Genomic DNA, 26,387 nt, shown 5'->3' with positions numbered 1-26,387 from the left:
CAAACGCCCTTGTCGCCCGGTTCTCTCCCCGCAGCGGAGATCCTAATCCGCCCGAACCGAGTTCGAATGAATTAGTGACGCTCCGTCACCATCTGTATGGTTACGCTCCGTTACGGATCACCCGTCACGTTGCGTCACTGTCTGTCCGGTTACAGGGGGTGATGCCCGATGGGTGACACTCCGAAGCGGCGCCTCCGCCGCGGCGCCGTCGCCGCGGCGACCACCACCCAGCTCGACGAGCTCGGCGTCGACCCCACCTCCACCGCCATGGCCGCGACCGCCCTCCGGCTCGCCGCCGAGGTCGACTCGGCCCCCGACACCAAGGCCGCCGCGACTGCCGCCCGCGAGCTGCGCCAGGCCATGGCCGTGGTGGTCGCAGCCGCTCCCCCGAAGGAGCGCGGCGACAAGATCGACGAGCTCAACGCCCGGCGCGCGCAGCGGCTCTCCCCTCGGGCCGGTAAGGGCACCGGGTGATCGGCTGCCAGACCCCGCGGATCCTGTCCGTCCCCTGGTACCGGCGCGTCGACACCGGCCGGTGGGACGGCACCGAGGACCAGGTCGCCCTGGACTACCGCTCGCCCGCGGGGCAGGAGTGCATCGAGCTCGCCGAGAGCGCCCACCTGAAGCTGGACCCGTGGCAGCAGCTCTCCCTGCACCACTCCCTCGCCGAGGACGACGACGGCCGGTGGACGTCGCTCGAGGCGGTACTCAACGTCGCCCGGCAGAACGGCAAGGGCGGCTTCCTCGAGGCCCGCCAGCTCGGCGAGGTCATCCTGTTCGGCGGGAAGCTCGTCATCCACACGGCGCACCAGTTCAACACCGCGCAGGAGTCGTTCCTGCGCCTGGACCAGATCTTCGAGGGCTCCTACGACCTGAGCCGCCGGGTCAAGCGTGCACGCCGCTCGCACGGCGAGGAGGGCTTCGAGTTCTTCAACGGCGCCCGCATCCGCTTCCTGGCGCGCGGCGGCGACTCGGGCCGGGGGTTCTCCGGCGACCTGGTCATCATGGACGAGGGCATGAAGCTGCGGGCGGCCCCCGTGGGTGCCCTGATGCCCGTGCTATCGGCCCGGCACAACCCGCAACTGATCTTCACCGGGTCGGCGGGGCTGGGCGACGAGAGCGAGCAGCTGGCGCTGCTGCGGGCCCGGGCGATGGCGGAGAACGGCCCGCCGGACCCGTCGCTGTGCTACATCGAGTTCTCCATCGACCACCACGTCAAGGAGTGCCCGGCCGATCCCGAGGGCCGGATCGTGTGCGAGGCGCACGACGACCGTGACGACGAGCGGTCGTTCGCCCGGGCCAACCCAGCGCTGGGGATCCGTATCCGGACCGCGTACGTGCGGCAGGAGATGCGGGCTATGCGGCCGGACCTGTTCGACCGCGAGCGCCTCGGTGTGGGCGACTACCCGGAGGTCGCGGACGAGACGTGGCAGGTCATCCCCAAGGACAAGTGGGACGCCGTCGAGGACCAGCGCTCGCGGCCTGGGGACCCGGTGGCGTTCGCGATCGACGTGAACCCGGAGCGGACGTGGGCGTCGATCTCCGTGGCCGGTGCGTCCGGTGACGGGGTGCACGCCGAGGTCGTCCGGCACGAGCCCGGTACCGACTGGGTCGTCGCCTGGGCTACCGAGCGTGACCAGAAGTGGGGGCCGTGCGCGTGGGTGATCGACGAGGGCGGCCCGGCCGGCACGCTGGTGCCGGCGCTGAAGAAGGCGCTGACGTACGAGGACAACCCACAGCGTGAGGACCGCTCTCACCTGGTGGTTTCCCCGAAGGTGCGTCAGCTGGCGCAGGCCTGCGGGCAGTTCTACGACCGCGTAGGGACCGGCACGCTGCGTCACCTCGGGCAGTCGAACCTGACCGCGGCGCTCGCCGGCGCGCGCAAGCGGGACTTGGGTGACGCATGGGCATGGGCGCGGAAGTCGGACGGTGTCGACATCAGTCCGCTCGTGTCCGCCACGAACGCGGTGTGGGGGTGGGAGATGTTCCACGACGTCGAGCCGGAGGAAGGGGCGCCGAACCTGTGGTGACGCCAAGGAGAGTGCTGCTGGCGTGCGAGGTCGCGTTCGTCGTCTTGGTCCTGGCGGGGGTGGCGCTGGTGAACGTACCGGCGGCGTTGGTGCTGGGCGGGCTGGCGGGGGTGCTGGCGTGCGAGCGTGCGCTGGCCGACAGACGTGCCGCTGGGGCGCGGCGCGGTGGGGATGCGGCGGGGGGTGAGCGGCAGTGAGCGGGCTGTTTGGCCTCTTCGAGGGCAGGGCGAGGCGGGGGCTGGAGAGCCCGACGCAGCCGCTCACCTCCGCCGCTCTGGCTGAGTTCCTCGGCGGGGTGCAGTCGGATGCCGGGGTGTCGGTGTCGGAGACGTCGGCGCTGCGGGCGTCGCCGGTGTGGCGGGCGGTGTCGCTGATCGCCGGAGTGTCGTCGGCGCTGCCGCTGCCGGTGTACAAGGACGAGACGAAGACGAAGGAGCGCTCTGACCTGCTGCGGAACCCGCACCCGGACCTGACACCGGTGGAGCTGTGGCGGTTCGCGTTCACATACCGGGTGCTGTGGGGCAACACGTACATCCAGAAGGTGCGGGACGGGGCGAAGCAGATCCGGGAGCTGTGGCCGATCTCCGCTGACCGGGTGCATGTGGACCGGGTCAGGCCCAGCGAGGCCAACCCGTCCGGGAAGCTGTTCGACGTCACGGACGACTGGGGCGTGCGGCATGTGCTGACGCCGTACGAGGTTCTTCACATCCCCGGGCTGGGTTACGACGGGCTGACCGGCTGCTCGCCCGTGCGGCTGGCGATGCAGGGGATCGGGCTCGCGCAGGCCGCCGAGAAGAGCGCGGCACGGCTGTTCGGCAACGGCAACATGATCGGCGGCGTGCTGCAGACCGAGCAGCGCCTTGATCCGGACCAAGCGGCCCGACTCAAGGAGCGGTGGAAGGCCAAGATGGGCGGGGTCCACAACTCCCATGAGATCGCTGTGCTGGACTCCGGGGCCTCCTACAAGCCCGTCGCCATGCCGAACACGGACGCGCAGTTCCTGGAGAGCCGACAGTTCCAAGTGGTGGAGATCGCCCGCATGTTCGGGGTGCCTCCGTTCCTGCTGATGTCCACCGAGAAGAGCACGTCGTGGGGCACCGGGCTGGAGCAACAGGCCCAGGGCTGGGTCACCTTCGACCTGAACCCGACGTGGCTGACGCCGACTGAGCAGCGGATCACCAAGGAGCTGCTGCCGCCGACGCAGTACGCGAAGTACCAGATGGGCGGTCTGCTGCGGGGCGACTCAGCGGCGAGAGCGACGTTCTACCGAGCGATGCGGGACGTGGGCGCCTACTCGGCGAACGACATCCTCGACCTTGAGGACAAGCCGCCGCTTGAGGGGCCAGAGGGCGACCTGCGGTTGCAGCCGATGTACATGGCGCCCCTCGGCTACAGCCCGTCCGCGGCGGGCAGCGAGGCGCCGGCGGCGGGGTCGAACAAGGCGCGGGCGGCCGCGCTGATGGCGGAGGCGCAGCGGCTGATGCTGACCCCCGACGATGAGGAAGGTTCCTGATGAGGACTCTGACGAGGACGACGACGGAGGAGCGCCGCCGCCTGCCTCTCGCAACGGCGGGTGTCGCGATCCGCGCGGACGAGGGCGTTGACGCCGGCGAGCGGTTCCACGGGTACGCCGCGGTGTTCAACTCCCGTACGGCGATCGGCAATCCGCTGCGCTGGGGGTTCTACGAGGAGATCGCCCCGAGCGCGTTCACCAAGACCCTCACCGAGGGTGACGCGCGGATGCTGATCGACCACGACTCGTACTACGTCGTGTCGAGAGTGTCGGCCAGCTCGCTGGCCTTGGCCGAGGACACGCGAGGCCTGGCCGTCGACTCCGCCCTCGACGAGGGCCTGTCGTACGTGTCGGACCTGAAGGCGAACGTCCGCAACGGCAACATCACCGGCATGAGCTTCGGCTTCTACGTCCTGAAGGACCAGTGGTCGACGGAGACGATCGACACCTCGGAGGGGCCGGCTGAGGTGGAGGTGCGGCGGATCCTCGAGGTCCGCCTCATCGAGGTCAGCGCGGTGACGTTCCCCGCGTACGAGGACACGGAGGCCGAGCTTGCCAGCGTCGCCTCGGCGCTCGTGCAGCGCGGCGACCAGGCGGCGATCGAGCGGCGTGCGCAGTGGCGGCCGGAGCTGCGGGACCTGCTGCAGCTGGTAGGCGCTGAGCGGCCCGCCGGGACCACAGCACCAGAACGTAAGGCAGTTGGCAGCGAGCCGGGTGAGTCCACTCGCGAGACCAGCACCACGGAGACCGCCGCGGCGGCGGACATCACCGAGCCGGCAGAGACCACTCGGAGCGACCATGCCGCGCGCGCACTCCGCATGAGGGCACTGGCCGCCCGCTACGGGCTGCCCAAGGCCTGCGCGTAACCACACTCACCCCGGAGGCCCCGCACCAACTGTGTGGGGCCTCCGCCATGCCTGGAAGGAACCGACATGAGCGTGCAGCTCAGGCGGCTCATCGACGAGCAGAACACGCTGTGGCAGCGGATGCAGGACATCCAGACCGCAGCCGAGACGGAGAACCGGGACCTGACCGCCGAGGAGCGGACCAACTGGGACCAGGCCGAGCAGCGGCTCACCGTCGTCTCCGGGGACATCGAGCGCCTCAACCGGATGGCGCAGCTGCAGACGATCGACCGCAGCCAGATCGTGTCCACCACCGGCGAGCCCGACAACGACCGCCGCGGCGGCGACGCCGAGGAGATGGCGCAGCGGTACGGCGAGGCGTTCGGGATCTACCTGCGCGGCGGCATGGACCGGCTCACCCCGGACCAGCGGAACCTGATGATGGACCACCAGGTCGACATGCGCGCCATGGGTGCGGGCATCGACACCGCCGGCGGGTTCACCGTGCCGGACGAGTTCCGCAACCTGATGACCGAGACGATGCGGGCCTTCGGCGGCCTGCTCGGTCTGGCCGACGTCATCACCACGTCGACGGGCGCGGACCTGAAGTGGCCGACCAACGACGACACCGCCAACGAGGGCGAGCTCCTCGGCGAGAACCAGCCCGCGGGCGAGCAGGACCTGGAGCTCGGCGGGAAGACGCTGAAGGCGCACATCTTCAGCTCCAAGCAGGTCAAGCTGTCGATGGCGCTCCTGCAGGACTCGGCATTCGACCTCGAGACGTGGGTGCCGAAGAAGCTGGGCGAGCGCATCGGCCGCAGGGCAGCCCGCGCGTTCACCACCGGCAACGGCGTGAACCAGCCCCAGGGCCTGACCACCGGCGCGGTCGTCGGCAAGGTCGGTGCCAACGGCCAGACCACGTCGATCACCTACGACGACATGATCGACCTCGAGCACAGCGTCGACAGCGCCTACAGGGCCAACGCCCGGTACCTGCTGCACGACCTGAGCCTGAAGGTGATCCGGAAGCTCAAGGACTCGCAGCAGCGGCCGCTGTGGGTCCCGATCCCCGCGCCCGGGTTCCCGGCCACGATCAATGGTTTCGCGTACGACCTCGACAACTCGATGCCGGAGCCCGGCGCCGGGAACAAGACGATCGCGTTCGGTGACTTCAAGGCCGGCTACGTCATCCGTCAGGTCCAGGCCGTGCAGACGCTGCGCCTCGTCGAGCGGTACGCCGAGTTCCTCCAGGTCGCGTTCCTCGGGTTCGCCCGCATGGACGGTGCGATCCAGGACGCGGCAGCGATCCGGCTGTACCAGCACTCGGCCACCTGACCGATCCGCCAGTACGGGCCCGGAGCAGCCTTGCTGCCCGGGCCCGTCGGCTTCACAGGAAGGAGCGCGTCGTGAGGGACGCGTACTCGAACACGGCCGCGCGGGTGGCCCTGGCGGCCAGCGTGCGCTCCGCCTCGGCGAACGGGACCAGCGTCGACCTCGCCGCTGGCGGCGCCGTGTACCAGGACGCTCTGATCCTGGTGCACGCCGGGACGATCACCGACGGCACCCACACCATCGACGTCCAGGAGTCCGACAACGACTCCACCTGGACGCCGGTCGCCGCCAGCCAGCTGCAGGGCAGCAAGCCCGCCCTCGTGGCGGCCGACAGCGGCAAGGTGCGCGCCATCGGCTACAAGGGCACCCGGCGGTTCCTGCGGGTCTCGGTGAGCGTGACCGGGGCGACGACCGGCGGGACGTACGGGGCGATCGTGCTGCTCGGCAACCCGCGCACGGCATCGGCGGTGCACGCCTGATGCCGCGGATCAGAGTGCTCGAGGCGATCGCCGGCGCCGACTTCTCGTGGGCGCCCGGCGACGTCGTCGAGGTGAGCGAGGAGGCGGCGGCCTCGTGGGCGGACGGGCACCGCGCGGTCCTCGCCGACGACGGCAGCGGCAGCCCGGCGCGGGTGGCCGACGGGGAGCGGATACCGCTCGTCGTCGGCGAGGACGGCCAGGAGCTCGAGGTCGTCGACGCGGTCGTCGAGGACTGCGATCCGCCGGACGGCGAGGACAACGGACTGTCCTGGTCGCGGTGGTCGGTCACCGTACGGCTGCCGGTGCCCCCGGTGCCCGACCCGGAGGAGCCGGGCGACCCCGCAGAGCCGGGCGACGTCGACGACCAGGAGGCCGAGGTGGAGACGCCGCTGTTCGATCCCAGCGAGCACAGCAACCGCGAGGTCCTCGCCTACCTCGACGGGGTGGGAGAGCGGGAGGCGCTGCGCGTGCTGGACGCCGAGGCCGCCGGGCAGAACCGGGCCGGGATCTCCAAGGCCCGGGAGCAGGTCCTCGAGGCCGCACGGGCGCGGGACGCCGCGGCTGGCGGCCGGGCGACGGCGGCGGACTACTCGCGGGGCGGGGGCCGGGCCGACGCGCCCGAGACCCGCGACTGGTAGGGGAGGCGAGCGGTGCCGTACGACCTCGGCGCGACCGCGCGCCTGACCGCCCAGTGCCGGGACCCGGACGGCACCCTGGCCGACGCGGACACCGCGGTGGTCACCGTCACCCTGCCGGACGGCACCACCGCCACCCCGGCAGTGGTCAACCCGCCCGCGCAGACGGGCCAGTACGTGGCCGACTACGTCACCGAGCAGCCCGGCCGGCACACGGTGCGGTGGCTGTTCGGCGGCCCGGCCTACGCGTACACCGACGTCCTCGACGTCCGGCCCGAGCAGCCCCCGGCGATCCTGTCCCTGGCCGATGCGAGGGAACACCTCAATTACAAGGGCAACAGCGGCACCAGCGATGACGACGAGATCCGCTACTGGATCAACGCGACGACGAGCGCGGTGGAGCATTTCACCGGCCCCGTCGTCGTCCGGCGGGTGACGGAAGACCACCACGTCGGCGTGGTCCGTGCGCTGGCCCTGCGGCGACCACCGGTACTGACGGTGACGGCGGTTGAGCCGCTCCTCGATGGCGGGTCCTCGTACCCGCCGGACTGGCTGAACGTGGACGGCCCGGCCGGGATCATCACCCGCCGCGACGGCGGTCTGCTGCACGGGCCGCTCCGCGTCTCCTACACGGCGGGCCGGCTGCTCATCGCAGACAACATCACGGCGGCCGCGCGGCTGATCCTCCAGCACCTGTGGCGCACTCAGCGCCCGGGCCGCAGCGGGGCCCTTGCCGGCAGCAGCGACGACTACAGCGTGACCGAGCCGATCCCCGGCCTCGGCTACGCGATTCCCAACCGGGCCGTGCAGATGCTCGACCCGGACCGACAACCCCCAGGACTGGCGTAGATGGGTTCACGTGTACCCGAAGTGATCGAGGCGCTGGTCGCGCTGGGGCAGGCGGACAGCCTGCTGAAGGGCGTGGTGGTCGCGGACGGCCCGCAGGTGACGGACTCCGCGGCCATGGAGTGGCTCGTCGTCGGGTTCGACGGTGACCCGTCCGGCGACTTCGAGGCGGCCGAGTCCATCGGCGGCTGGACCGGCCTCGGCACCCGCCGCGATGAGACGTTCCAGATCACCGTGGCGGCGATCGTCAACCGCGGCGACACGGACATCGTGGCCGCCCGCCGCCGCGCCTACGAGATTGCCGAACGGGTCGTGGCCTGGCTGTCGGCCAGCCCGAACCTCGGCCTGCTCGCGGTGGAGGCCGCCATCGGCACCACCCGCCTGGTGCAGGACCAGACCGAACAGGGCGCACACGCCCGGCTGCTGCTGACGGTGGCCGGCAGCGCCTTCACGTAGAGAGGAGCGCGCCGTGGGCGTGCGGATGAGGCACGACGGGATCGAGCCGGAGATCGAGGTCCCGGAGATCTCGGTACCGCAGTACGAGAGGTCCGGCTGGCAGACCGTAGACGGCCAGCCCGGTAAGGACACGGCCGCGGCGAAGGGCCGCCGTCGGGCAGAGGAAGGGAACAACTGACATGGCGACTCCGATCCAGCCGTCGACGCGGTACTACAGGCGCGGCATCACGAAGGTGCTGTGGGTGCCGGTGATCGTCAACAAGCTCGCGCCGACCCGGGCGGAGCTCGACGCGGGGACGGCGCTGGAGGGCGAGACCGGCGCAATGGCCGGCTGGCAGACCACCTCGGGCACCGTCCCGACCCCGGCGCTCGGTTCGCGGTTCACGCCGACGGTGGGCGGCGAAATCACGGCCGCCGACTCGTCGCTGACTCTATGGGCGTCGAAGGACGGTGACGACGTCCGCACCCTGCTGGTGCGCGAGGCCACCGGGAACGTCGTGTGGATGGACGAGGGCGACGAGCCCGGCCAGACCATGGACGTCTTCCCGACGCAGGTCACCTCGCAGGCCAAGGTCCGCGAGCTGGACCAGGCGGCACAGATCATGTGCCAGTTCGCCATCACCAGCGAGCCGGCCGAGAACGTCACGATTCCGACAGTGTCGGGCGGCTGACATGCCGGGGCCAGTACGGGTCCTGGGGACCGGGCAGCTGCTCGAGCTGTCACGGCGAATGCGCACGGCGGGCGGGCCGCGGCTGCGGCAGAACTTCTCCCGTCGCATCCGCCGGGCGGCCGAGCCGCTGCAGAAGGATCTGCAGCGTGCGATCCGTCACCAGCCGTTGGTGAGCGAGGGCCGCAAGGCTGGGAAGCGTGGCGGCCCCTCGCCGACGACGCGCCCGTTCAGGGCGATGCTCGCGGGTGGGGTCCGGATCAGCGTCCGCCAGGGCGCCAACCCCGGCGCCCGTGTGTGGATGGACAGCAGTCGGCTGGAGCCCGGCGCGCGCGGCGTCCCGAATCGGATCGACGAGGGCCGCCTGCGACACAAGGTGTTCGGCCACCGCAGGCGCTGGGCGACCCAGTGGGCGCGGCCAGCCGGGTGGTGGACACGGACCGTGCGCGCGGGTGAGCCGCGGATGCGGGCCGAAGTCGAGCGCGTCCTGGGCGATGTGCGCCGGGACCTTCAGTAAGAGAGACGATCATGATCATCACCTATGTGCAGGACGACGGCACCGAGCTGCAGGTGTCCACCGATGACCTGTCCGCGATCGAGTCCGCCCACATCGAGGAGGCCGTGGGCGACGTCCCGTGGCGGGCGATCGAGGACCGCCTGCGCGCGCAGGACCCCACCTGCATGCGGGCCGTGCTGTGGGCGGTCCGCCGGCGCGAGCAGAAGGACCTCAAGTTCACCGAGTTCGACGTCCCGGGGTGGCGGCGCCGGCTGAAGGCGCGCCTCGAGCGGGCGGAGATGGACGAGGTCCTGTCGAACATCCTGGCTGAAGCCCTGGCCAAGGGCGAGGACTCCGCGATCGACGCGATGATCCCGCACATGCGGAAGCTCGCCCACAACCGGGACGACGTCACCGCCGCGCTCGAAGCCGTGGGAAAAGGCCACCTGGCGCGGGCCCCCAAGGGCTCCGAGGGCTGATCGCCCAATACCGGTGGCTGCTCGCGCACTACCTGCACATCCGCCCGTGGGAGATCCACTACCTGTCCGCTGACGAGCTGGAGTCAGCGGTCGCCTGGATCAACCAGCACATCAGCCGGTGAGGAGGTGACCGGCGGTGTCCGAGCGTCTCACCTTCACGTTGTCCGGTCGCGATGAACTGTCCCGCGTCATGAACGGGACGGGGGACAGTGCGGACCGGCTGCGGCTGCGACTGTCCGGGATCGCAGCCGACGCCGACGGTCAACTGCGCGACCTGCGTGGACGGTTCCTGTCAGCCGACGAGGCGGCTCGCCGCCTGGGCGACTCCTCGCACGGCACCCGGGACTCGCTCGCCAACCTGCGCGACGAGGCCGGCAAGCTCGGCGAGTCCCTGAAGACGAACCTGATCAGCCTGCTGCCGGCGGCGATCCCGATGGCGGCCGGCCTCGCAGGCACGGCGGGCGCGCTCGCCACGCAGCTCGGCGCGGTCGCCCTGTCCGCGGCCGCGTTCGGGCTCGCGCTGGCGCCGCAGATCGGCGCCATCGGTGAGGCCATCGCCGCGCAGGAGGCGTACGACAACGCGGTGGAGTCGTCCGGCGCCACCTCGCAGGAGGCGGCCAAGGCGCAGGCCGACTACCTGAAGACGCTCAAGGACCTGCCGCCCGCCACCCGGGAGGCCGCGGTCGCGGTCGGGCTGCTCAAGGAGAACTTCGCGGACTGGTCCGACGACCTCGCCGGCGACGTCATGGCCCCCGTGAACAAGGGCATCGCGATCACGAACGCGCTGCTGCCCAAGACGACGGGCCTGGCCAAGGGCGCAGCAGGCCAGTTCGACCGGCTGCTCACCATGCTCGGCGGCGCCGTCGAGACGCCGGGATTCGACCGGATGACCGACAGGGTCACCACGTTCGCCAACCGCACCCTCCAGGACGGCGTGGACGGGCTCACCGTCTTCCTCGCCAAGGCACAGGCGGGCGAGCTCGACAACAGCGGGCTGGCCCGGTTCATGGACTACTGCCGCGACAACGGCCCCGCAGTGTGGGAGACGCTCGGGCACGTCGGCGAGGCGCTGGTCCACGTCCTCGACGCCGGCTCCGACATCGGCGTCGGCATGCTCGACATCGTCAACGCCCTGTCCGGGATCATCTCCGCAGTCCCGCCCGAGGGCATCGCCCTGCTCCTCCAACTCGCCATCGCCATCCGCGCGGTGCAGCTCGCCGCGGTCGGGGTGGGCACGGCCAAGGCGGCGCTCCTCGCCGTGGGCACCCAGCTCATGGCGATCCGCACGTCGGCGGCCGGGGCGCCCGGCGCTCTCGGCGCGGTCACCGCGGCGATCGGCGGACTGTCCCGCGGCGCGAAGTTGGCGATGGCCGGCACGGGGCTGGGCCTGCTGCTGATAGCGCTCACGGAGCTCCGGCAGCGCGGCAAGTCGACGCCCCCGGATGTCGACAAGCTGACCACGTCGCTGGCCACTCTGGGCCGCACCGGACGGGTCACGGGCGAGGCTGCGCGGGTGATGGGCAAGGACATGGACCAGCTGGCCGCGGCGGTCGACCGCGTGGCCGGCGGTGGCTCCGGTATGGACAAGTTCAACGACTTCATGAACATGCTCTTCACCGTGGGCACGTCGGACTCGAACTCCATGGCCAAGGCCAAGGAGGACCTCGACGGAGTCGACAAGGCGCTCGCCAACCTTGTCAAGGGCGGCAACGCCGACCTGGCGGCAGCTGCGCTGGAGCGGATGACCACTCAGTACCGCAAGGGCGGCGGCGACGTCGACGACCTCACCTCCCGGCTGGACGACTACAAGGACGCTCTCGCAGGGCAGGCTCTGGAACAGCAGCTAGCCGCCGACTCGATGGGCCTGTTCGGTGCGCAGGCGCAGGCCGTACAGAAGACGCTGGATGAGCAGAAGCGAAGCACGGATGGGTTGAGGCAGAGCATCCAGGCGCTCAACGACGTCAACCGGCAGGGCTTGTCGGGCATGATCGGGTTCGAGGCTGCGATCGACGCGGCCTCCGCGGCGGCCAAGAAAAACCACGGTGTCCTCAAGATGCAGGGCGGGGAGCTCGTCCTCACCACGGAGAAGCAGCGCGCGGCCGCAACCGCCCTGAATGATCTGGCCTCGAAGACGGACGAGGCCGCGGCGTCCGCGCGGGAGTCGGGCGCGTCCTGGTCCGAGGTCAACGGGATCTACGAGCGCGGCCGCCAGCAGCTCATCGCCAACGCCCAGCAGATGGGCCTCAACGAGTCCCAGGCCAAGGCCCTCGCGGACCAGATCCTCAAGACCCCGGACAAGACCGCCCGGCTGAAGGGCAACCTGGAGGACCTGGAGGGCAAACTCGCCGACGCCAAGCACAAGCTGAAGAGCGTGCCGGACTCCCGCCGGGCGAAGGTGCTCGCGGAGATCAGCGACCTGCAGCGGAAGATCGACCTCGCGAAACTGGAACTCGGCAGCCTCCGCAACAAAACGGTCCAGCTCGGCGTGCACATGTACATCACCGGGTCGTCCGAGGCGCGGGCGGCGGTCTCCAGGACTGGCGCCGGCAGGATCTTCGAGCACGCCTCGGGTGGCCGGGTGCGCGGCTACGCCGGCGGCGGCGACGTCCAGTTCTTCCCGGACGGCGGCTACATCTCGGGGCCCGGCGGTCCGCAGTCGGACAGCATCCTCGCGCTGCTCGCTTCCGGGGCGGTGGCCCGCGTCTCGGACACCGAGTACGTGGTCCGGTCGTCGTCGGTGAGTAAGTACGGCACGGCCTTTCTGGACGCGGTCAACCAGGGCGTGTTGAACCCGTCGCTGGTCCGGGCGGCGGGGTATGCCGCCGGCGGGCTCGCGGGCGGCGGGTTCACGTACTCGCCGACCGGGTCGTCGGCGGCGAGGATCTCCACGTCGACGGTGGCGGGCTGGTACGACCAGGACATGCAGCGCCTGAAGGAGGCGTGGGCCGAGCTCAACAAGGCCCTGCGGGACCAGGCGAAGCACAGCACCGCGGCGACGCGGAAGGCAGTGGCCGACGCCCGGAAGGCCGTGAACGAGGCGGACCGGGCGCTGGGCCTGAAGGCCGGAACGAAGGCCTCGGGGTTCAGCCTGACCGGCTACTCGGCGAACCTGAAGGACGCGGTCAAGAAGTCGGAGGCGTGGGAGCGTGACCTGCAGAAGATCGGCAAGAAGGCTGGCGCGGACGTCGAGTCGATCCTGCGGGACATGGGCGAGTCGGGGCGGGCCCTCGTTGCCTCGCTCGCCAAGGCGACGGGCAAGCAGTTCACCGACGTCGTCAACAATCTGAAGAAGTTGGCGCCCTCCGCCAAGGCCACGTTGGCCGACTACACCAAGCAGCTCAGCACCACGACCAGCGGCAGCAAGACGTTCCAGGACAACCTGCTGAAGCTGTCGGCCTCCGGCTACGGAGACCTGGCGATGCAGCTGGCGGGGCAGGGCGACGCGGACGCCATGGCGATCGCCGCCGCGGCGGTCAAGTCACCCTCGGCGGCGAAGAAGGCCAACGCAGCGGTCAAGGCCAACGAGAAGCTGCTGAGCTCGGATGAGCTGGCGGCGGCCTCGCAGTTGCTGGGTGCGCTGTCCGGGAAGAAGGGCGCCACGGTGGCGGACGTGGTGGCGGCCGGTGTGAGCTGGCCGATGATCGCGCACCTCGCGCCGCTCTACGCCAAGCAGATCAAGGCCATCCCCGGCAGCGCCGCGTTCGTGAAGGACATGAAGGAACGCGGCATCAAGCTCGCCGGGGGCGGGCTGCTGCAGGGCCCGGGCACGTCGACGTCGGACAGCATCCCGCTGTGGGGGTCGACGGGCGAGTACATGGTCAAGGCCGCCGCGGTCGCTCGGTACGGCGTGAAGTTCATGGACGACCTCAACTCCGTCCGGCTGCCGGTGGGCCGTGCGGCGGCACGGCCCGGTCTGCCCGCAGCGCCGGCGGTCGCCGCGCGGGCCGTGGCCAGTGACCAGCCGCCCGTGACGTACAACCTGTACCCGCGCAAGTCCGTGATCGATGTGGAGGACCTGCGGCTGCTGCAGCGGCAGGAGGAAGCGCGGCAGCGCGTGGGGAGGCCCCGGTAAATGCCCCTGATCACAGCACCGGTCATCACCCCGGTCCAGCCGCCGATCGAGATCCCGCCGCCGATCGAGGTCCCGGAGGTCGGGTTCGCGTCGATCACCTACGTCGACCCGACCGGGACCCGGTGGCCGATGACCGACCTCACCGCGGACTGGTACACCCTCGCTGAGGGCGTGTCCGGCCTGGGGGCGGCCAAGTACACGATCACGTCGGATCCGCACCCGCGGGGCGGCGCACGGCTGCGGCATGTCCAGCCGCAGCCGCGGACGATCGTCTGGCCGGTCCTGGTCAAGGGCCGCGATCACCTCGTGTTTACAGAGAACTGGCGGGACCTGGGCCGGGCCTTCACCCGCACCCTGCGGCTCGGGCCGGGCGATCGGCGGCCGCCGGGCAGGCTGGAGGTGGCCCGCCCCGACGGCACCATGCGGTGGATCGAGACCTACTACTGGGACGGCTGGGACGGACGGGGGCAGGCCGCGACCGGTATCACCTGGGACAGCGCGATCCTCACCCTGTGGTGTGAAGACCCGTACTGGGTGGACGCGCAGGCGGTCACGGTGCACCGCGAGACCGGCAGCCAGTCCGACTACCTGGTGCCGTACCCGACGGTGTCCAGTTCCCAGGTCCTGGGCGCCACCACCCTCGACAATCCCGGCGACGTCGAGGTGTGGCCGGGCTGGAAGGTCACCGGCCCCGCGTCGAAGATCCAGTTCACGCGGGAGGACACCGGCGCCTCATTCTCGCTCGATATGGCGAGGACCGGGCGCGGTCCGCTTCTCGCCGGCCAGACCGTGACCATCTCTACCGACCCGCCGCGCGTCCGCTCCGGCACCGCCGAGAACCTCATCAACGGGCTCAACTGGCCTGAGGCCGAGCTCTGGTCGCTGCCCCCAGGCACAACCCCGGTCACCTTCCAGCTGGACGGCTCCGGGCCCGGCAGCGCCGTCGACCTCGAGTTCTACCCGAGGTACGAGACCGCGTAAGGAGGTGAGCCGTGGCAGTCCAACTGCTGGTCACCGACCGCAACCTCAACGTCCTCGGCGACCCGCTGAGCAAGTGGACCAAGCTCGCCTGCGACCTCAACTACAACGCCCCCGCCGCCGGGTCGGTGGTGCTGCCGGCGTGGCCGGAGGTCATGGAGCTGCTACAGCCCGGCCACCGCATGGTCGTTGTCCGGGACAAAGGCGTGTGGTGTGCGGGACCGATGGAGGAGCCACAGGACTACGAGTGGGACCTGGAGCAGAATCCGGACCCGGGCACGGTCACCGTCCGCTGGAGTGACGACCTGGCGCGGGTGGCCGGCTACCTCACCTACCCCGAGCCCGCGAAGGCCTTCACTGCCCAGGACACGATCACTGACCGACTGCGGACCTTCACCGCCACAAACGCGGAGGTGATCATCAGGCAGTTGGTGAATGAGAACTGCGGGCCCGGCGCTCTGGCGGCCCGCCGCATCGAGCGCCTGGTGCTCGACGACGTCGCCGGCGTCGGCGGCAGCCGATCCCTCAGTACACGGTTCGAGCCGCTGCTCGACGCCTGCAGGACGGCGGCCGCCACCGACCGGCTGGGGTTCCGCACGCGGCAGGTCGGCAGCGAGATCCGGTTCGGGGTGTACAAGCCCAAGGACCGTACGGCCACCGCGCGGTTCTCCCGAGGGCTCGGCAACCTGCGCAGGCTCGGGTTCACACTGGGCGGCCCACTGGCCACCTCGGAACTGGTCCAAGGCGGCGGTGACCCGGACGAGCAGGCCACCCCACCGAACCGCCGCGTCTATGTCGAGGTCACCTCCGGCGCGGCCGCCGACTGGTACCGGGTCGAGAAGCTCGTCGACAAGACCGGCACCCTCGACGACTTCGGCGGGGAGCTCACCCAGGCTGGGACGCTCGCCCTCGGCGACGACAACCCCCAAGCCTCGCTCTCCACGGTGACCGTGGACACCGAGGACCTCAAGGCCGGCCGCGACTTCTTCCTCGGCGACAAGGTCACCGTCGCCCTGCCGACGGGCCTTGAGGTGGCCGACGTCGTGCAGACGATCCGGCTTGAGGCCACCCCCGACGAAGGCGAGGTCGTGACCTCCGTCGTCGGCAACTCCGACAAGACGACGACATCGGCCACGGTGCGCGCCGTGCGAGACCTGGGCCGCCGACTCGGGCGACTGGAAGTGAGGTAGCAGTAGTGGCACAGGATTCCTGGCCGAGCCCGTCCCACAACGGGAGGGCGATCAACGACGCTGAGTACGAGAAGGTCGCCGCGAGGTTCTCCGATGACGGCGTCTACGGCACCCCGCTGGACGCGGCGGTCGTGTCCGCAGGCACCGGCCTGCAGGTCAACATCCGCGCGAACGTGGAGGCGAGCGTGCGCGGGCACGCCTGGACGTCCGGCACGTCCACCGTTTCCCTGCCCATCGCCCCCAACTCGAGCGGGCAGTCCCGAACCGACCGCATCGTGCTGCGCCTGGACCGGGCGACCTGGACCGTGCGCGCGGTCCCCAAGCAGGGCACGCCGGGCGGCGGCACGCCGGCGCTGACGCAGCAGACCGGTGACACCGGCGTGTGGGAGGTGCTCCTCGCCGGGGTGACGGTGCCCAGCGGGGCAACCTCGGTGACCGTGACCCGCGGCGAGCTGTACGTGGGCAACCGGATCCGCCCCTGCACGTCAACCCACCGCAACCCGAACCCGGTCATCGGTGAGCTGTGCTTCGAGACCGACACCGGCATGGTGCGCGTCTGGACCGGCTCCGCCTGGCGGATCGTCTACGAGGACAGTGACCCGGTAGTGGCCACTTCCACCCTGTCGGGCTGGTCATCGGTCTCGGACACCGTGCTCGAAAGGCGGGCCGGCAGCGTGCACCTGCGGGCCGGCACGATCCAGCGGACGGGCGGCGCCATCCCCGCGGGCGTCGATACGCGCCTGCCGATCCTGATCCCGGCCGCGTACCGGCACCGCAACCGAGACCAGTACGTCCTGGCCTACATCGGGGGCGGGGGAATCGGCCGGATCCTGATCTACGCCAGCAATACCGACCGCGCGGGGCAGGCGTGGATGCTGGAGCACCCGCAGATCAACTCGGGGACCAACGTCATCCCGGAGAGCGGCGTGAGCTGGGTGGTGGACTAGATGGCACGGCAACTCTTCGGCGCCGGCCTCGCCGACTACGTCGTACGGCCCTCGGACGGGCTGTGGGCCGTGGCTATCGGCGCCGTGGTCACCTTCTGGGACGCAGCCGTGGACGGCACCCGGTACACCGACCTGCAGACCATCGACGGCGAGGCGATGACCGAGGTCAAGGTCTCCGAGTACGGCGGCCTGCCCCGCTTCCTGGGGCCCCCGGACGTGACCGGGATGTGGGCGGACGCCGGCGGATCCTCCCGCGCGTGGATCGAGGCGCACCGCGTGGCTACCGGCACCAGCACGGCCAAGCCCGTGCTCGACTGGCTGTCCATCAAGGACTTCGGCGCTCAGGGTGACGGGAGCACTGACGACACGGCCGCCGTGCAGGCCGCGGTCGATGCGGCCAGCGCAGCCGGAGGCGGGACGCTGTACATCCCGGCAGGCCGCCACATCATCAACGGGGTCATCACCTGGGCCAGCGGCGTCAACGCGGTCGGCGCGGGCGCGCGGTCGGCGATCTTGCAGTCGACCAACCAGAACCTGGACTGCATCACCGGCACCGACATCCGTGACGTCGCCCTGCAGGGCCTGCAACTGTCCGGCCCCGGCCGCGGCTTCGGCAGCGCCGTCCGCTTCACCCGCGTCAGCGCGCCGGCGACCACGGGCATCACCCTGCGCGACATGCTCATCCAGTCCTTCGGCGGCGACGGGGTGTTCTGCCACCAGCTCGCGGGCAGCGTCCTGCACCGGGTCCGGGTGCGCACGTGCGGCGGCGTGGGCTTCCACCTGCAGGCCCCGCAGGACACCGTCCTCGGCGGCGCCTCCACCTCCCTGGTCGGCTGCTCTGTTGAGGGTTGCGTGACCGGCGGGTACTGGCTGGACGGCATGGCCTACACCAGTCTGGCCGGCTGCGCTGTGCAGCAGTCCCCGGTCGGGTACCGGCTGGACGGCTGCACCGGCGTCTCGCTCACCGGCTGCGGCGCCGAGCAGTGCACCACCGGCCTGACCGTGTACGGCGGCACCGGTGCCACCGTCGCCGGTTTCACCACGAAGGCCTCCGACGGCACGAGCGTCTGGCTCACCAACTCGGCCAAGGGCGTGGTCCTGGCCGGCGTGGCCGAGGTGGCGCCCGCGGCCGCCGCGACGACGTGTCTGCGCGCCGACGCCGGCACCATCGCCACGGTGCTCGGCCTGACCGCGGTGAAGACGAACTCGCTGTTGGGGACTGTGAATCGGATAGACGCGGGCGACGGCTCCACGGTCCTGGCCGGGAAGACGATCGTCCCCAGCGGCGGCGGGGCCGCGCGGATGGGCACCGCGGTTCTGGTAGCCGGGACCGTCACCGTGAACACCACGGCGATCGCCACCGGCAGCGTGGTGCAGCTGACGACCCAGATCCCGGGCGGCACGGTCGGCACCCCCTACGTCAACTCGCGCACCGGCACCTCGTTCGTCATCAAGTCGACGTCGGGGACCGACACCAGCACAGTCGGCTGGCGCATCCTCGACCCGTCCTGATCGGAGGCCCCCGTGCCAGCAGCTCTCGCGTTCCAGACCCTGGTCGAACTCGGGCAGCAGGAAGCGGCGATCAAGTACCAGGAGGACCGCAGCGGAAGCACCTGGACGAACCTCAACCGGTACGCAAAGGAGACGCCCGGCATGGCCGGGTACGACGGGCAGTCCTGGTGTGTGATCTTCCTGCTCTGGCTCGCCCACCGGGCTGGCGACGTCAGCATCCTGCCGCAGACTCCGGCCTGCGACGTCGCGATCACCACCTACCAGTCGTGGAGCAGGTGGAGTTGGTACCCGGCCCTCGGCGCGCAGGTCATGCTCGGCTCGTACGGCCAGGACCACACCGGTCTGGTCTACCAGTACAACTCGACTCAGATCTGGACCATCGAGGGCAACACAAACCTGACCGGATCATCCGAGGGTGATGGCGTCTACCTGCGGGTACGCAACCGGTCCGACGCCAACGTGTACGGCTACGGCTACCCGAAATACTGCTCGCCGATGGTGACCGCGGACGCGAACTGGCGAGACGACCCGGCCCTGATCAAGACGTCGTCCGGCACCGCCGCGGCGTATGCGCCGTACCCCGGACAGGATTTTTTCCGGACCGGCCGGACGTCACCGTTGGTCCTTGCCGCGGCGAAGCGGCTGGTGGCCGTCGGCGCCGGGAGTTACACCCCGACCGCCGATATCGGCTCGGGCGACCTCAACGCATGGGGCGCCTGGCACGTCACCTGCGGCTCGCCGGGCGGCGCCTACGCCGGATACCCCAACGAAACGATCTGGCGAGCGCTGCAAGTACCCCACAGCCACTGACCCCCAGCCCCGTCACGTCCCCAGCCCCGCGCCACCACCGGCCGCGGGGCTATCTCACGCCCTGGAGACACCCATGTCTGTGAAGATCATCAGCCGTGCCGAGTGGGGAGCCAAGCCGTGGGACAACGACCCGCGGAGCAGCGGCCCCGCGGCCGTCGCCCTCGCCTCGCGCACTGAGTGGTTCGTCCACTACGACGGCGCGACACCCATCGTGAGGACCGGGTACGCGATCCCGCGCGCCATCGAGGCGGAGCACCTCGCCAACGGGTGGGCGGGCATCGGCTACTCGTTCGTGGTGGACCAGGCGGGCAACGCGTACGAGGGCCGCGGATGGGGCAGGCAAGGCGCGCACTGCCCCGGCCACAACGTGACCGGCCTCGCCGTACAGATCGCCGTCGGCGGCGACCAGGAGCCGACCCCGGCCGCCCTCGCTACGGCGCGGGCCCTGTACGACGAGGCGTGCGAGCGGACCGGCCGGACCCTCGCCCCGAAGGGGCACCGGGACGGCATTGCGACCCTGTGTCCCGGGTCCAGGCTGTACGCGTGGGTGCAGGCCGGCATGCCCGCGCAGGGCTACACGCCGGCCCCGAACCCGGGCGGCGCCCTCCCCGGCAGCGGCATCGACGTGGCCCGCTACCAGGTCGTCATCAACGGGCTCACCTACGGTTACGGCGCCGTTAGCGCCCACGTCACCCGGGTCGGCGAGGAGCTCGTCGCGCGTGGGTTCGGCCGTCCCTACACCAGCGGGCCCGGTCCAGTGTGGACCGACGCGGACACCCTCTGCTATGCGGACTTCCAGCGGTCGCTGGGCTACTCCGGCGCGGACGCGGACGGCGTGCCCGGTGCGACGTCGCTCCGGCAGCTGCTCGGCGCCCTCCCCGCCGTCGCGGCGAAGGCCACCGCCGCGCCGCCGTTCCCGGGCCGCCGGCACTTCCGCCCCGGCCAGTCGAACCCGTACGTGACCCAGCTCGGGAAGCAGCTCGTGAAGAAGGGGTACGGCCGCTTCTACACGCAGGGCCCCGGCCCGACGTGGACCGAGTCCGACCGCAAGTGCACGGAGGCCTTCCAGCGGGCGCAGGGCTGGACCGGCGCCGACGCGGACGGCTACCCGGGCCCGGAGACGTGGCGGCGCCTCTTCTCCTGACCTGCACGCCCTGCCCCCAGAGTCTCCCCTCCATCGCTGCCGCCAGCTCGCGCAGCGCGTTTGAGAAACGAGAACCCCATGTCCAACGACTTCAGCCTGCCCAGTGCGGACACCGTCGTGAAGACGGCCGGCACCTACGGCCGCGACCTCCTGGAGCGGGTGCTCAGCACCTTCCTCCAGGCTGCCATCGGCGGCCTCGTCATCACCCAGCCGCTCGACGGCAGCATGTGGTACGCGGCCGGGGCCGGAGGTGTCGGCGCCGTGCTCGCCCTCGGCAAGGGGCTCGTCGCCCGCTGGCGCGACGTCACCAACTCGGCGAGCCTCGCTAAGGGCGTCTGATGGCGGCCGCGGCGGCGCGGCGGTTGTCCCGGCGCCTGGGCCCGCTCGGCGCCGGGCTCCTCATCACTGGTGTGCTCTGGATCAACTGGGGCGTGGGCCTCGCTCTCGACCCGCGGTACGGCACGGTCCGGGGGGCCGCCGCTCTCACCGCGGTCGCGGGCATCTGCGTGTGGGGGTGGGCGTGGATCGTGGCCGGGGTGCTGTCCGGCGCAGCCGCGTTCCTCCCGAACCGGCTCACCTGGATCGGCCTTATCCCGGCGGCCGGGATCCCGTCGATCTGGGCTGCCGCCTACGTCATCGCACGCGCCCTCGGGGAGTTCCCGCAGGGCGCTACCAGCGGCCTGACGTGGCTCGGCTACCCGACGCTCCTCGGGCTGCTCGCGGCTGCGACCCGGCGTCTGCGACTGGAGCGGCGGCGGCGATACCGCACCGAGAGGGAGGTGGCGCACCTGCGGCTCACCGCCGCCAGCACGGCACGAGGGGGAACATGATGGACGGGCCCATGACGGCGTACGGACTGCTCGCGATCCTCGCGGGATCAGTCACGTCGGTGGTAATCGCGCTGATCAACAGAGACAGGGCCGATCCATCAGAGCCGGGCCCCGCCGCCATCGAGGACGTGGACGACCCGGATCTGACGACGGTGGAGGGCATCGCGCGGATGGTCGTCCGACAGGGCCGGCGCATCCGCCAGCTGGAGGTGGCACAGGCGGACGACCGAGCCCGACTCGGCGCGATGTCGCGCTACATGCACGTACTGAAACAAACGATCCGGGAACTGGGCGGGGCGGTCCCCGAGCCAGACCCGCGCGACTCCCACCTCATCGACCAGCCCTGACCACCACGGCCCCCGTCCTCCCCTGTGGGAGGACGGGGGCCGCTTTGTCGTGCTCTCAGTCCATCGCCGGCCACACTTCGGGGCCGCCGCCATGCCACTCCACCAGCGGCGACATCGCCACGTCGAGTTCGTCCAGGCCTTCAAGGCCGGCTCGCTCCATGAAGACCGACAGGTCGTGCAACGAGAACGCCATGCCGAGGACAGTCCCGTCGGCGCGCACCCTCCGGCCGCCGCCCTCCCCGGGCGGATCGACGATCACGCGAGCAGCCATGCCACCATCCTGCGACCGACACGGTCCGGCCGCACCGCGGCGTGGGTCAGTCGAGGACCCCGAGCGCGGTGTCGGGGCGGCAGTGGGAGCAAGCCGGCACCCCCTCGGCCAGTGCCCGCAGCGCGGCCTCACGAGGGACACCCCTCTGCCGCTTGCCCGCCATGTGGCAACCGCCGACGTGCACCGTTACGGGCAGCGCATCCCTGTTCAGAGCCTGCTCGAGGACCCAGTCCGGCGTGGGCGGCCGGACCTGTTCGCCGCGCTGCCGCTCGACCTCACGTCGCTCGACCTCGGCGATCCGTTCCCGCACCCGCCCGAGGCTGTAGACGAGCCAGGTCTCCAGCGTGCGGAGGCGTGGCAGGTCCGGCGGCAGATCGTTCACGCGTTCGATTCTAGGTTCGCCGGACTCGGGCGCAATCCACCCGGCCGCCGAAACGGAACAGTCCGCTCAGGCTCAGCTGAGACGGAGGTGGTGCAGCATCAGGAGCGCGGCAACGGCGTTCGCGGAGCGGATCTCGCCGCGTGCCACTAGGTCGGGCACCCGCTTCAGCGGCACCCATTCCCTGCGTGCGGACTCGAAGGCGTCGCGGGGCTCGCCGATGCGTTCGGCCTGGTCGGACCAGTACACGCGGTGGTGAGACGTTGAGATCCCCGGCATCGGGTCGACGGCCAGGAGCAGCTGCATCGGGCCCGGTCGCCAGCCGGTCTCTTCCTCGAACTCGCGCGCGGCCGCGGCCGCCGGGTCCTCGCCCTCGCCGGTGCCGCCGGAGGGGAGCTCCCATCCCCAGGCGTCGGTGATGAACCGGTGCCGCCACAGCAGCAGGACTTCGTTCGCCTCGTTCACGACGGTGGCCACGGCGACGGGTCGGAGGCGGATCACGGTGTGGTCCAGGTGCCGGCCGTCGGGCAACTCGACGTCGGCCATGTTCACCTGCACCCACCGGTTCTCGTAGACGGTGCGCTCGCCAAGGTTCTGCCACACTGACACGCTCAAGGCCTTTCGTCGGGTACGACCATCCCAGCACACCGGCTACAGGGGGATGCGGAGGGTGTCGTCGATCCGCTCGACGACCTCGGCCGTGACGCGGCTGCCCGTGGCATGCATGCCACGGCGCATCTTCAGTAGGCGGTCGTTGAGCCGCCGGGACTCCATACCCTGCATCGTCTCCAGCACGCTGTGCGCGGTCGCGGCGGCCTGGTCGGCGTCGCCGGCGCGCAGCTGGCAGTCGGTGAGGGTGGCCAGGCGGTGGACGCGGCCGCGTTCGTGGGCGCCGGTCGCAACGGCTTCGGCGGCGTAGGCCTGCGCGGGGGCGGTGTCGCCGAGCCGCATGAGGGCGTCGGCGAGGTTGGCTTCGAGCAGGCCCGGCTGCACGTAGCCGGTCTCGGCTGGTTCTTCGTCGTGGCGGATCTGCCCGGCCGCTGTCTCCGCCAGGGTCATCGCGCGGTGGGCAGAGGTCTGGTCGCCCATGCGGGAGAAGGCCTTGGCCTGCATGGCGTGCAGGTCGCAGGCGAGCGCGGGGGAGATGGCGTGGCCGGCTGTGCGTACCGCGGCCTCGGCGAACGCGACGGCCTGCCGGTACTCGCGCATGTACAGCGCCTGGTTGACGAGCAGGGCGAGGACGTACCCGCCGAACGCCCGGTCCCCGGAGGCCTTCGCGAGCCGCAGGGCTTGGTGGAAGTAGCGCTGGGCGAGGCCTTGGGCGTCGGAGTCGTACGAGCAGATGCCGGCGATGGCGACCAGCCCGCCGACCGCCCGGTGCAGCTCCCGCCCGGTCGGGTCCGAGTACGCGCCGCGCAGGAGCGGAGCGGTCTCGGTGTTGAGGAAGAGCAGGACCCGGCTCCGGGTCGTGACGCCGCCGGCCTTGCGGTACATCTGCTCGTAGTGCGCGCGGGCGCTGCGCAGCAGGTCGACGTCGGGCATGCCGACGCGGGGAGTGCCGGCGCGGGAGACGTCGGCGTCGTCCGGGGGGTTCTCCCACTCCCAGACGGGGCCGACTGCGGGCAGGCCGGTGATGACGGGGGTGCTCTGGAGTCCGGGGCGTTGCTGGAGGTCGCTGCGCCACAGGGCGGTGGAGCGGTCGATGAAGCCGGCGAGTGGTGTGGCGGGTTGATCGGTGTTGTTACCCATGCCGATGTCCTCGATGGTGAGCGGACGCCCGAGCCGTTCGCCGAGGACCTCGCAGATCAGTTCGGGGGTGATGTCGCGGGGGCGCTGTCCCTTGAGCCAGCGGATGACCGAGCTGTGGTCGTAGCGCATGGGCTTGCCGCGGGCGGCGCCTGCGGCGTTGACGCGCGTGGCCAGTCCGAGTCGGGACATGCCGGCCTCGTCGAGGAGGGCGTCCAGAAGTGTGTTCGATTCCATGTGGTGTGCCCCCGAATCACTCAGTGTGTGGAGCCTAGCCACACGCGCTTCACACAGTGTGTGAAACCAGCAATGCGACTCACCCTCCGTACACACTCCCGCACCTGTGGTCAGCGGCGCGACCATCCCGGCATGGAACCGCATCCCACGCCTGACCGGGCGCTACGCCCGGTCGAGCCGCAGCCCGGCGTGCTCGTGCACCCGACCGCGGACCGGAGACTGGCGGCCGAACAGTGGCTGCTGGCAACGGCCCCCACCCGTGAGGCCCGCAAGGAGGCGCGAACGTACTGGAACGAGTACGGGACGGCCGCGCTGCGACTTGGAACCCTGTTCTCCGCCGTACGGATCCCCGGGCGCCTGGTGTACGCCGTGGCCGGCTGCCGCTACGCCGAGGACACCTTTCACGAACACCTCCGGCACGTCGACGAGTTCCTCGAACAGGCCCTCGACGGGGGCCCCGTCATCTGCGATCCGCGTTACCGCCGCTACTACGCTCTCGTGCCCGCCAGCATGCCGACCACCTGGCGGCTAGCCAACGACGACTGGCGAGTGATGGACGTCGACTGCCTCGGCCGCGGCTGCGCTCTCGGTGTGCCGAAGGTGACCGCTGTGGACTTCAACCCGGCGAAGTGGGACCCGTACTGGTCGGTGCCCATGTCCTCTCTCGGGTGCCTGTGCGCCGGGCTCGACGTCGCCCGGCTGATCGCCGCCGCCCGGCACCAGGTCGCGGAGCTCGACGCGTGAGCCGCGACCGCCGCCAGCGCATCCTGCTGATCGTGTACCTGGCCGTCCTCGTCGGCCTCGCCGCCGCACTCGTGTGGGGCATCGCCAACTGCGGTTGCAACCAGTGACGACGCCCGTTTGAACAGCTGCAGATGCAGCTGCAACAGACTCCCGTCCCGGGCCTCGGCCCCTAGGCAAGTCGAACCATGGGACGGGCTGCAAGGCACCACAAGCTCTCAGAGGAGTGAGTATGTCTGCACCTGTTATGGAAGCCGTCTCGGCGAGGACCCTCGTCGACGAGGACTTCTTCATGCGACTGAGCGCCCGTGTGGCCACGAGTCACGGCCTGGACCAGGAGACGGCCGAGGCCATCACCGAACAGGCCCTGGCCTACCTGGCCACCTGTGCGCAGAAGCCGAAGGGGACGGCGTCCCTGTTCATGAGCCGGACCGTGGACCCGGCCTGGCACACGTTCTTCGAGTACACCCACCAGTACGACGACTTCTTCGCCTCCCGCGGCTGGCCCAAGGTCCACCACAACCCGTGTGACGGCCACGGCGGCGCGACGTACCCGCCCGCGGCCGAGGTGCTGCCGCTCACCGTGGCGGCGATCGAGGCCGCTGGGTACATCGTCCGCCCGGAACTGTGGGAGGCCGGCGTGGACTGTGAGGACACGTGCGGCGACGACGGCGGCGGCGGGAACCCGCTGCCGACCTGCGAGCACAGCGTCTGACCTGGGCAAGATCAGGTAGGTGGCGTCGGCCCCCGCCTCTACAGTGGCGGGGGCCGACGCGCGAGGAGAGGCGAAACAGATGGCGAAGGACATGTCCGGACGGGGCCGGGTCACGGTCTTCTCGATGCTGCATGACTGGCCGGGGCACTACTGCGTCCTCGCGTACACGACTGCTGGCCACTTCGGCGACACCGCCGTCCTCGGCGTCATCTCCATCGAGGGCCTCGAGTTCGAACCGGGCGACCTCTTCGCGATGGCGGGGCGGCACCAGCCGACCAGCCTGTATGGGCAGCCGCCGGAACACGCTCGCGCGGCGTGGCTGGCCTGCACCGGGTTCTCTGCCCGGCTCACCCCGAAACCCGACACGCTGGACATCGCCGACGCCGCCTGGTCGCTGGACATGACACAGCAAGTGATGATGGCCAAGCCCATGTACGGGCACGAGCACGTCGCTGCGGGACGGCTCCGGCTGGAGGACCCCGAGCTGATGGAGCGGGCCCGGGGCGTCTTCCAAGGACACCTGGCGGCCGCGTAGCAGACCCGAACTGGCCCCGCTCGTCCGCGCCCTCTGTGGCGGATGGGCGGGGCCTCCCGCTGTCTGGCCAGCTGCTCACACGCCTGACCCCACGATGCTCCGCTACGGCCCCGCGCGGGCCGGACGGGGCATCCGCGTATACCAGACCAGCCAG

General features: G+C 70.9%; 30 protein-coding genes. 26 read left to right on the top strand and 4 right to left on the bottom strand.

Annotation, left to right across the window (positions count from 1 at the left end):
- Positions 1–168 precede the first annotated feature (168 nt).
- The 23 genes from ACIOWN_RS13655 to ACIOWN_RS13545 all read left to right on the top strand — a co-directional run bounded on the left by ACIOWN_RS13655 (position 169) and on the right by ACIOWN_RS13545 (position 21,609).
- The gene (locus tag ACIOWN_RS13655) at positions 169–474 is read left to right on the top strand and encodes a hypothetical protein (protein WP_391455468.1); all 306 of its coding nucleotides are present in this window, start codon (positions 169–171) and stop codon (positions 472–474) included.
- Positions 471–2,030, top strand: a complete 1,560-nt coding sequence (locus ACIOWN_RS13650) for a terminase (protein WP_401982290.1) — start codon at positions 471–473, stop codon at positions 2,028–2,030. The genes ACIOWN_RS13655 and ACIOWN_RS13650 overlap by 4 nt, the downstream gene beginning before the upstream one ends.
- A gap of 193 nt (positions 2,031–2,223) precedes the next feature.
- The gene (locus ACIOWN_RS13645) at positions 2,224–3,543 is read left to right on the top strand and encodes a phage portal protein (RefSeq protein ID WP_401846605.1); all 1,320 of its coding nucleotides are present in this window, start codon (positions 2,224–2,226) and stop codon (positions 3,541–3,543) included.
- Entirely contained in the window at positions 3,543–4,409 is an 867-nt protein-coding gene (locus tag ACIOWN_RS13640; protein WP_401846607.1) for an HK97 family phage prohead protease, read from the top strand. The genes ACIOWN_RS13645 and ACIOWN_RS13640 overlap by 1 nt, the downstream gene beginning before the upstream one ends.
- Positions 4,410–4,475: 66 nt before the next feature.
- Complete coding sequence (locus ACIOWN_RS13635) at positions 4,476–5,723, top strand: phage major capsid protein (RefSeq protein WP_401846609.1); 1,248 nt, start codon at positions 4,476–4,478, stop codon at positions 5,721–5,723.
- Between the two features lie 71 nt (positions 5,724–5,794).
- Positions 5,795–6,199, top strand: a complete 405-nt coding sequence (locus ACIOWN_RS13630) for a hypothetical protein (RefSeq protein WP_401982289.1) — start codon at positions 5,795–5,797, stop codon at positions 6,197–6,199.
- A complete protein-coding gene (locus ACIOWN_RS13625; RefSeq protein WP_401846613.1) occupies positions 6,199–6,837 on the top strand; it encodes a hypothetical protein in 639 nt (212 codons plus the stop codon). Before ACIOWN_RS13630 ends, ACIOWN_RS13625 begins: the two co-directional genes overlap by 1 nt.
- Positions 6,838–6,849: 12 nt before the next feature.
- A complete protein-coding gene (locus tag ACIOWN_RS13620; RefSeq protein WP_391455459.1) occupies positions 6,850–7,683 on the top strand; it encodes a hypothetical protein in 834 nt (277 codons plus the stop codon).
- Entirely contained in the window at positions 7,684–8,136 is a 453-nt protein-coding gene (locus tag ACIOWN_RS13615) for a hypothetical protein (RefSeq protein ID WP_391455457.1), read from the top strand.
- A 13-nt stretch (positions 8,137–8,149) separates the two neighbouring features.
- Positions 8,150–8,314, top strand: a complete 165-nt coding sequence (locus ACIOWN_RS13610) for a hypothetical protein (RefSeq protein ID WP_401982287.1) — start codon at positions 8,150–8,152, stop codon at positions 8,312–8,314.
- Position 8,315: 1 nt separating this feature from the next.
- Positions 8,316–8,807, top strand: a complete 492-nt coding sequence (locus ACIOWN_RS13605; protein ID WP_401846617.1) for a hypothetical protein — start codon at positions 8,316–8,318, stop codon at positions 8,805–8,807.
- A 1-nt stretch (position 8,808) separates the two neighbouring features.
- Entirely contained in the window at positions 8,809–9,321 is a 513-nt protein-coding gene (locus tag ACIOWN_RS13600) for a hypothetical protein (RefSeq protein ID WP_401846619.1), read from the top strand.
- An 11-nt stretch (positions 9,322–9,332) separates the two neighbouring features.
- Entirely contained in the window at positions 9,333–9,779 is a 447-nt protein-coding gene (locus tag ACIOWN_RS13595; protein ID WP_401846621.1) for a hypothetical protein, read from the top strand.
- A gap of 136 nt (positions 9,780–9,915) precedes the next feature.
- Positions 9,916–13,851, top strand: coding sequence for a hypothetical protein (locus ACIOWN_RS13590; protein WP_401846623.1), 3,936 nt, complete (start codon positions 9,916–9,918; stop codon positions 13,849–13,851).
- A complete protein-coding gene (locus tag ACIOWN_RS13585; RefSeq protein WP_401982285.1) occupies positions 13,852–14,832 on the top strand; it encodes a phage tail protein in 981 nt (326 codons plus the stop codon).
- A gap of 11 nt (positions 14,833–14,843) precedes the next feature.
- On the top strand, positions 14,844–16,019 hold the full coding sequence (locus ACIOWN_RS13580; RefSeq protein ID WP_401982284.1) for a siphovirus ReqiPepy6 Gp37-like family protein: 1,176 nt from the start codon (positions 14,844–14,846) through the stop codon (positions 16,017–16,019).
- A gap of 5 nt (positions 16,020–16,024) precedes the next feature.
- Entirely contained in the window at positions 16,025–16,966 is a 942-nt protein-coding gene (locus ACIOWN_RS13575) for a hypothetical protein (RefSeq protein WP_401982282.1), read from the top strand.
- Positions 16,967–18,478: a glycosyl hydrolase family 28-related protein gene (locus tag ACIOWN_RS13570; protein WP_401982281.1), complete on the top strand. Its 1,512-nt coding sequence runs from the start codon at positions 16,967–16,969 to the stop codon at positions 18,476–18,478.
- Between the two features lie 12 nt (positions 18,479–18,490).
- Complete coding sequence (locus ACIOWN_RS13565; protein WP_401982279.1) at positions 18,491–19,288, top strand: hypothetical protein; 798 nt, start codon at positions 18,491–18,493, stop codon at positions 19,286–19,288.
- A 73-nt stretch (positions 19,289–19,361) separates the two neighbouring features.
- Positions 19,362–20,432, top strand: a complete 1,071-nt coding sequence (locus ACIOWN_RS13560) for a peptidoglycan-binding protein (RefSeq protein WP_401982277.1) — start codon at positions 19,362–19,364, stop codon at positions 20,430–20,432.
- Between the two features lie 78 nt (positions 20,433–20,510).
- Entirely contained in the window at positions 20,511–20,771 is a 261-nt protein-coding gene (locus ACIOWN_RS13555) for a hypothetical protein (RefSeq protein ID WP_401982276.1), read from the top strand.
- Positions 20,771–21,262 (top strand): hypothetical protein, encoded by a 492-nt coding sequence (locus ACIOWN_RS13550; RefSeq protein WP_401982274.1) that lies wholly within the window; start codon positions 20,771–20,773, stop codon positions 21,260–21,262. The genes ACIOWN_RS13555 and ACIOWN_RS13550 overlap by 1 nt, the downstream gene beginning before the upstream one ends.
- An 11-nt stretch (positions 21,263–21,273) precedes the next feature.
- On the top strand, positions 21,274–21,609 hold the full coding sequence (locus ACIOWN_RS13545) for a hypothetical protein (RefSeq protein WP_401982272.1): 336 nt from the start codon (positions 21,274–21,276) through the stop codon (positions 21,607–21,609).
- 55 nt (positions 21,610–21,664) lie between these two features.
- On the opposite strand, the gene ACIOWN_RS13540 is transcribed toward ACIOWN_RS13545, so the two are convergent.
- The 4 genes from ACIOWN_RS13540 to ACIOWN_RS13525 all read right to left on the bottom strand — a co-directional run bounded on the left by ACIOWN_RS13540 (position 21,665) and on the right by ACIOWN_RS13525 (position 24,242).
- On the bottom strand, positions 21,665–21,880 hold the full coding sequence (locus ACIOWN_RS13540; protein WP_401846644.1) for a hypothetical protein: 216 nt from the start codon (positions 21,878–21,880) through the stop codon (positions 21,665–21,667).
- Between the two features lie 46 nt (positions 21,881–21,926).
- A complete protein-coding gene (locus tag ACIOWN_RS13535) occupies positions 21,927–22,262 on the bottom strand; it encodes a DUF6233 domain-containing protein (RefSeq protein WP_401982269.1) in 336 nt (111 codons plus the stop codon).
- 72 nt (positions 22,263–22,334) lie between these two features.
- Entirely contained in the window at positions 22,335–22,868 is a 534-nt protein-coding gene (locus ACIOWN_RS13530; protein ID WP_401982266.1) for an NUDIX domain-containing protein, read from the bottom strand.
- A gap of 42 nt (positions 22,869–22,910) precedes the next feature.
- Positions 22,911–24,242, bottom strand: coding sequence for a transcriptional regulator (locus ACIOWN_RS13525; protein ID WP_401982263.1), 1,332 nt, complete (start codon positions 24,240–24,242; stop codon positions 22,911–22,913).
- Positions 24,243–24,374: 132 nt separating this feature from the next.
- Here ACIOWN_RS13525 and ACIOWN_RS13520 point away from each other — a divergent pair, with 132 nt between their 5' ends.
- From ACIOWN_RS13520 to ACIOWN_RS13510, 3 genes are all read left to right on the top strand, one after another.
- Positions 24,375–24,986 carry a hypothetical protein gene (locus tag ACIOWN_RS13520; RefSeq protein ID WP_401982261.1) on the top strand — a complete coding sequence of 204 codons (612 nt, stop codon included), beginning with the start codon at positions 24,375–24,377 and terminating at the stop codon, positions 24,984–24,986.
- Positions 24,987–25,215: 229 nt separating this feature from the next.
- Positions 25,216–25,698, top strand: a complete 483-nt coding sequence (locus ACIOWN_RS13515) for a hypothetical protein (protein WP_401982259.1) — start codon at positions 25,216–25,218, stop codon at positions 25,696–25,698.
- Positions 25,699–25,777: 79 nt separating this feature from the next.
- Complete coding sequence (locus tag ACIOWN_RS13510) at positions 25,778–26,233, top strand: hypothetical protein (protein WP_401982256.1); 456 nt, start codon at positions 25,778–25,780, stop codon at positions 26,231–26,233.
- The last annotated feature ends 154 nt before the right edge of the window (positions 26,234–26,387 follow it).

The organism is Streptomyces sp. NPDC087787, from assembly GCF_044743035.1.
GTDB lineage: Bacteria > Actinomycetota > Actinomycetes > Streptomycetales > Streptomycetaceae > Streptomyces.
This window is presented reverse-complemented; position numbering and strand designations above follow the sequence as displayed.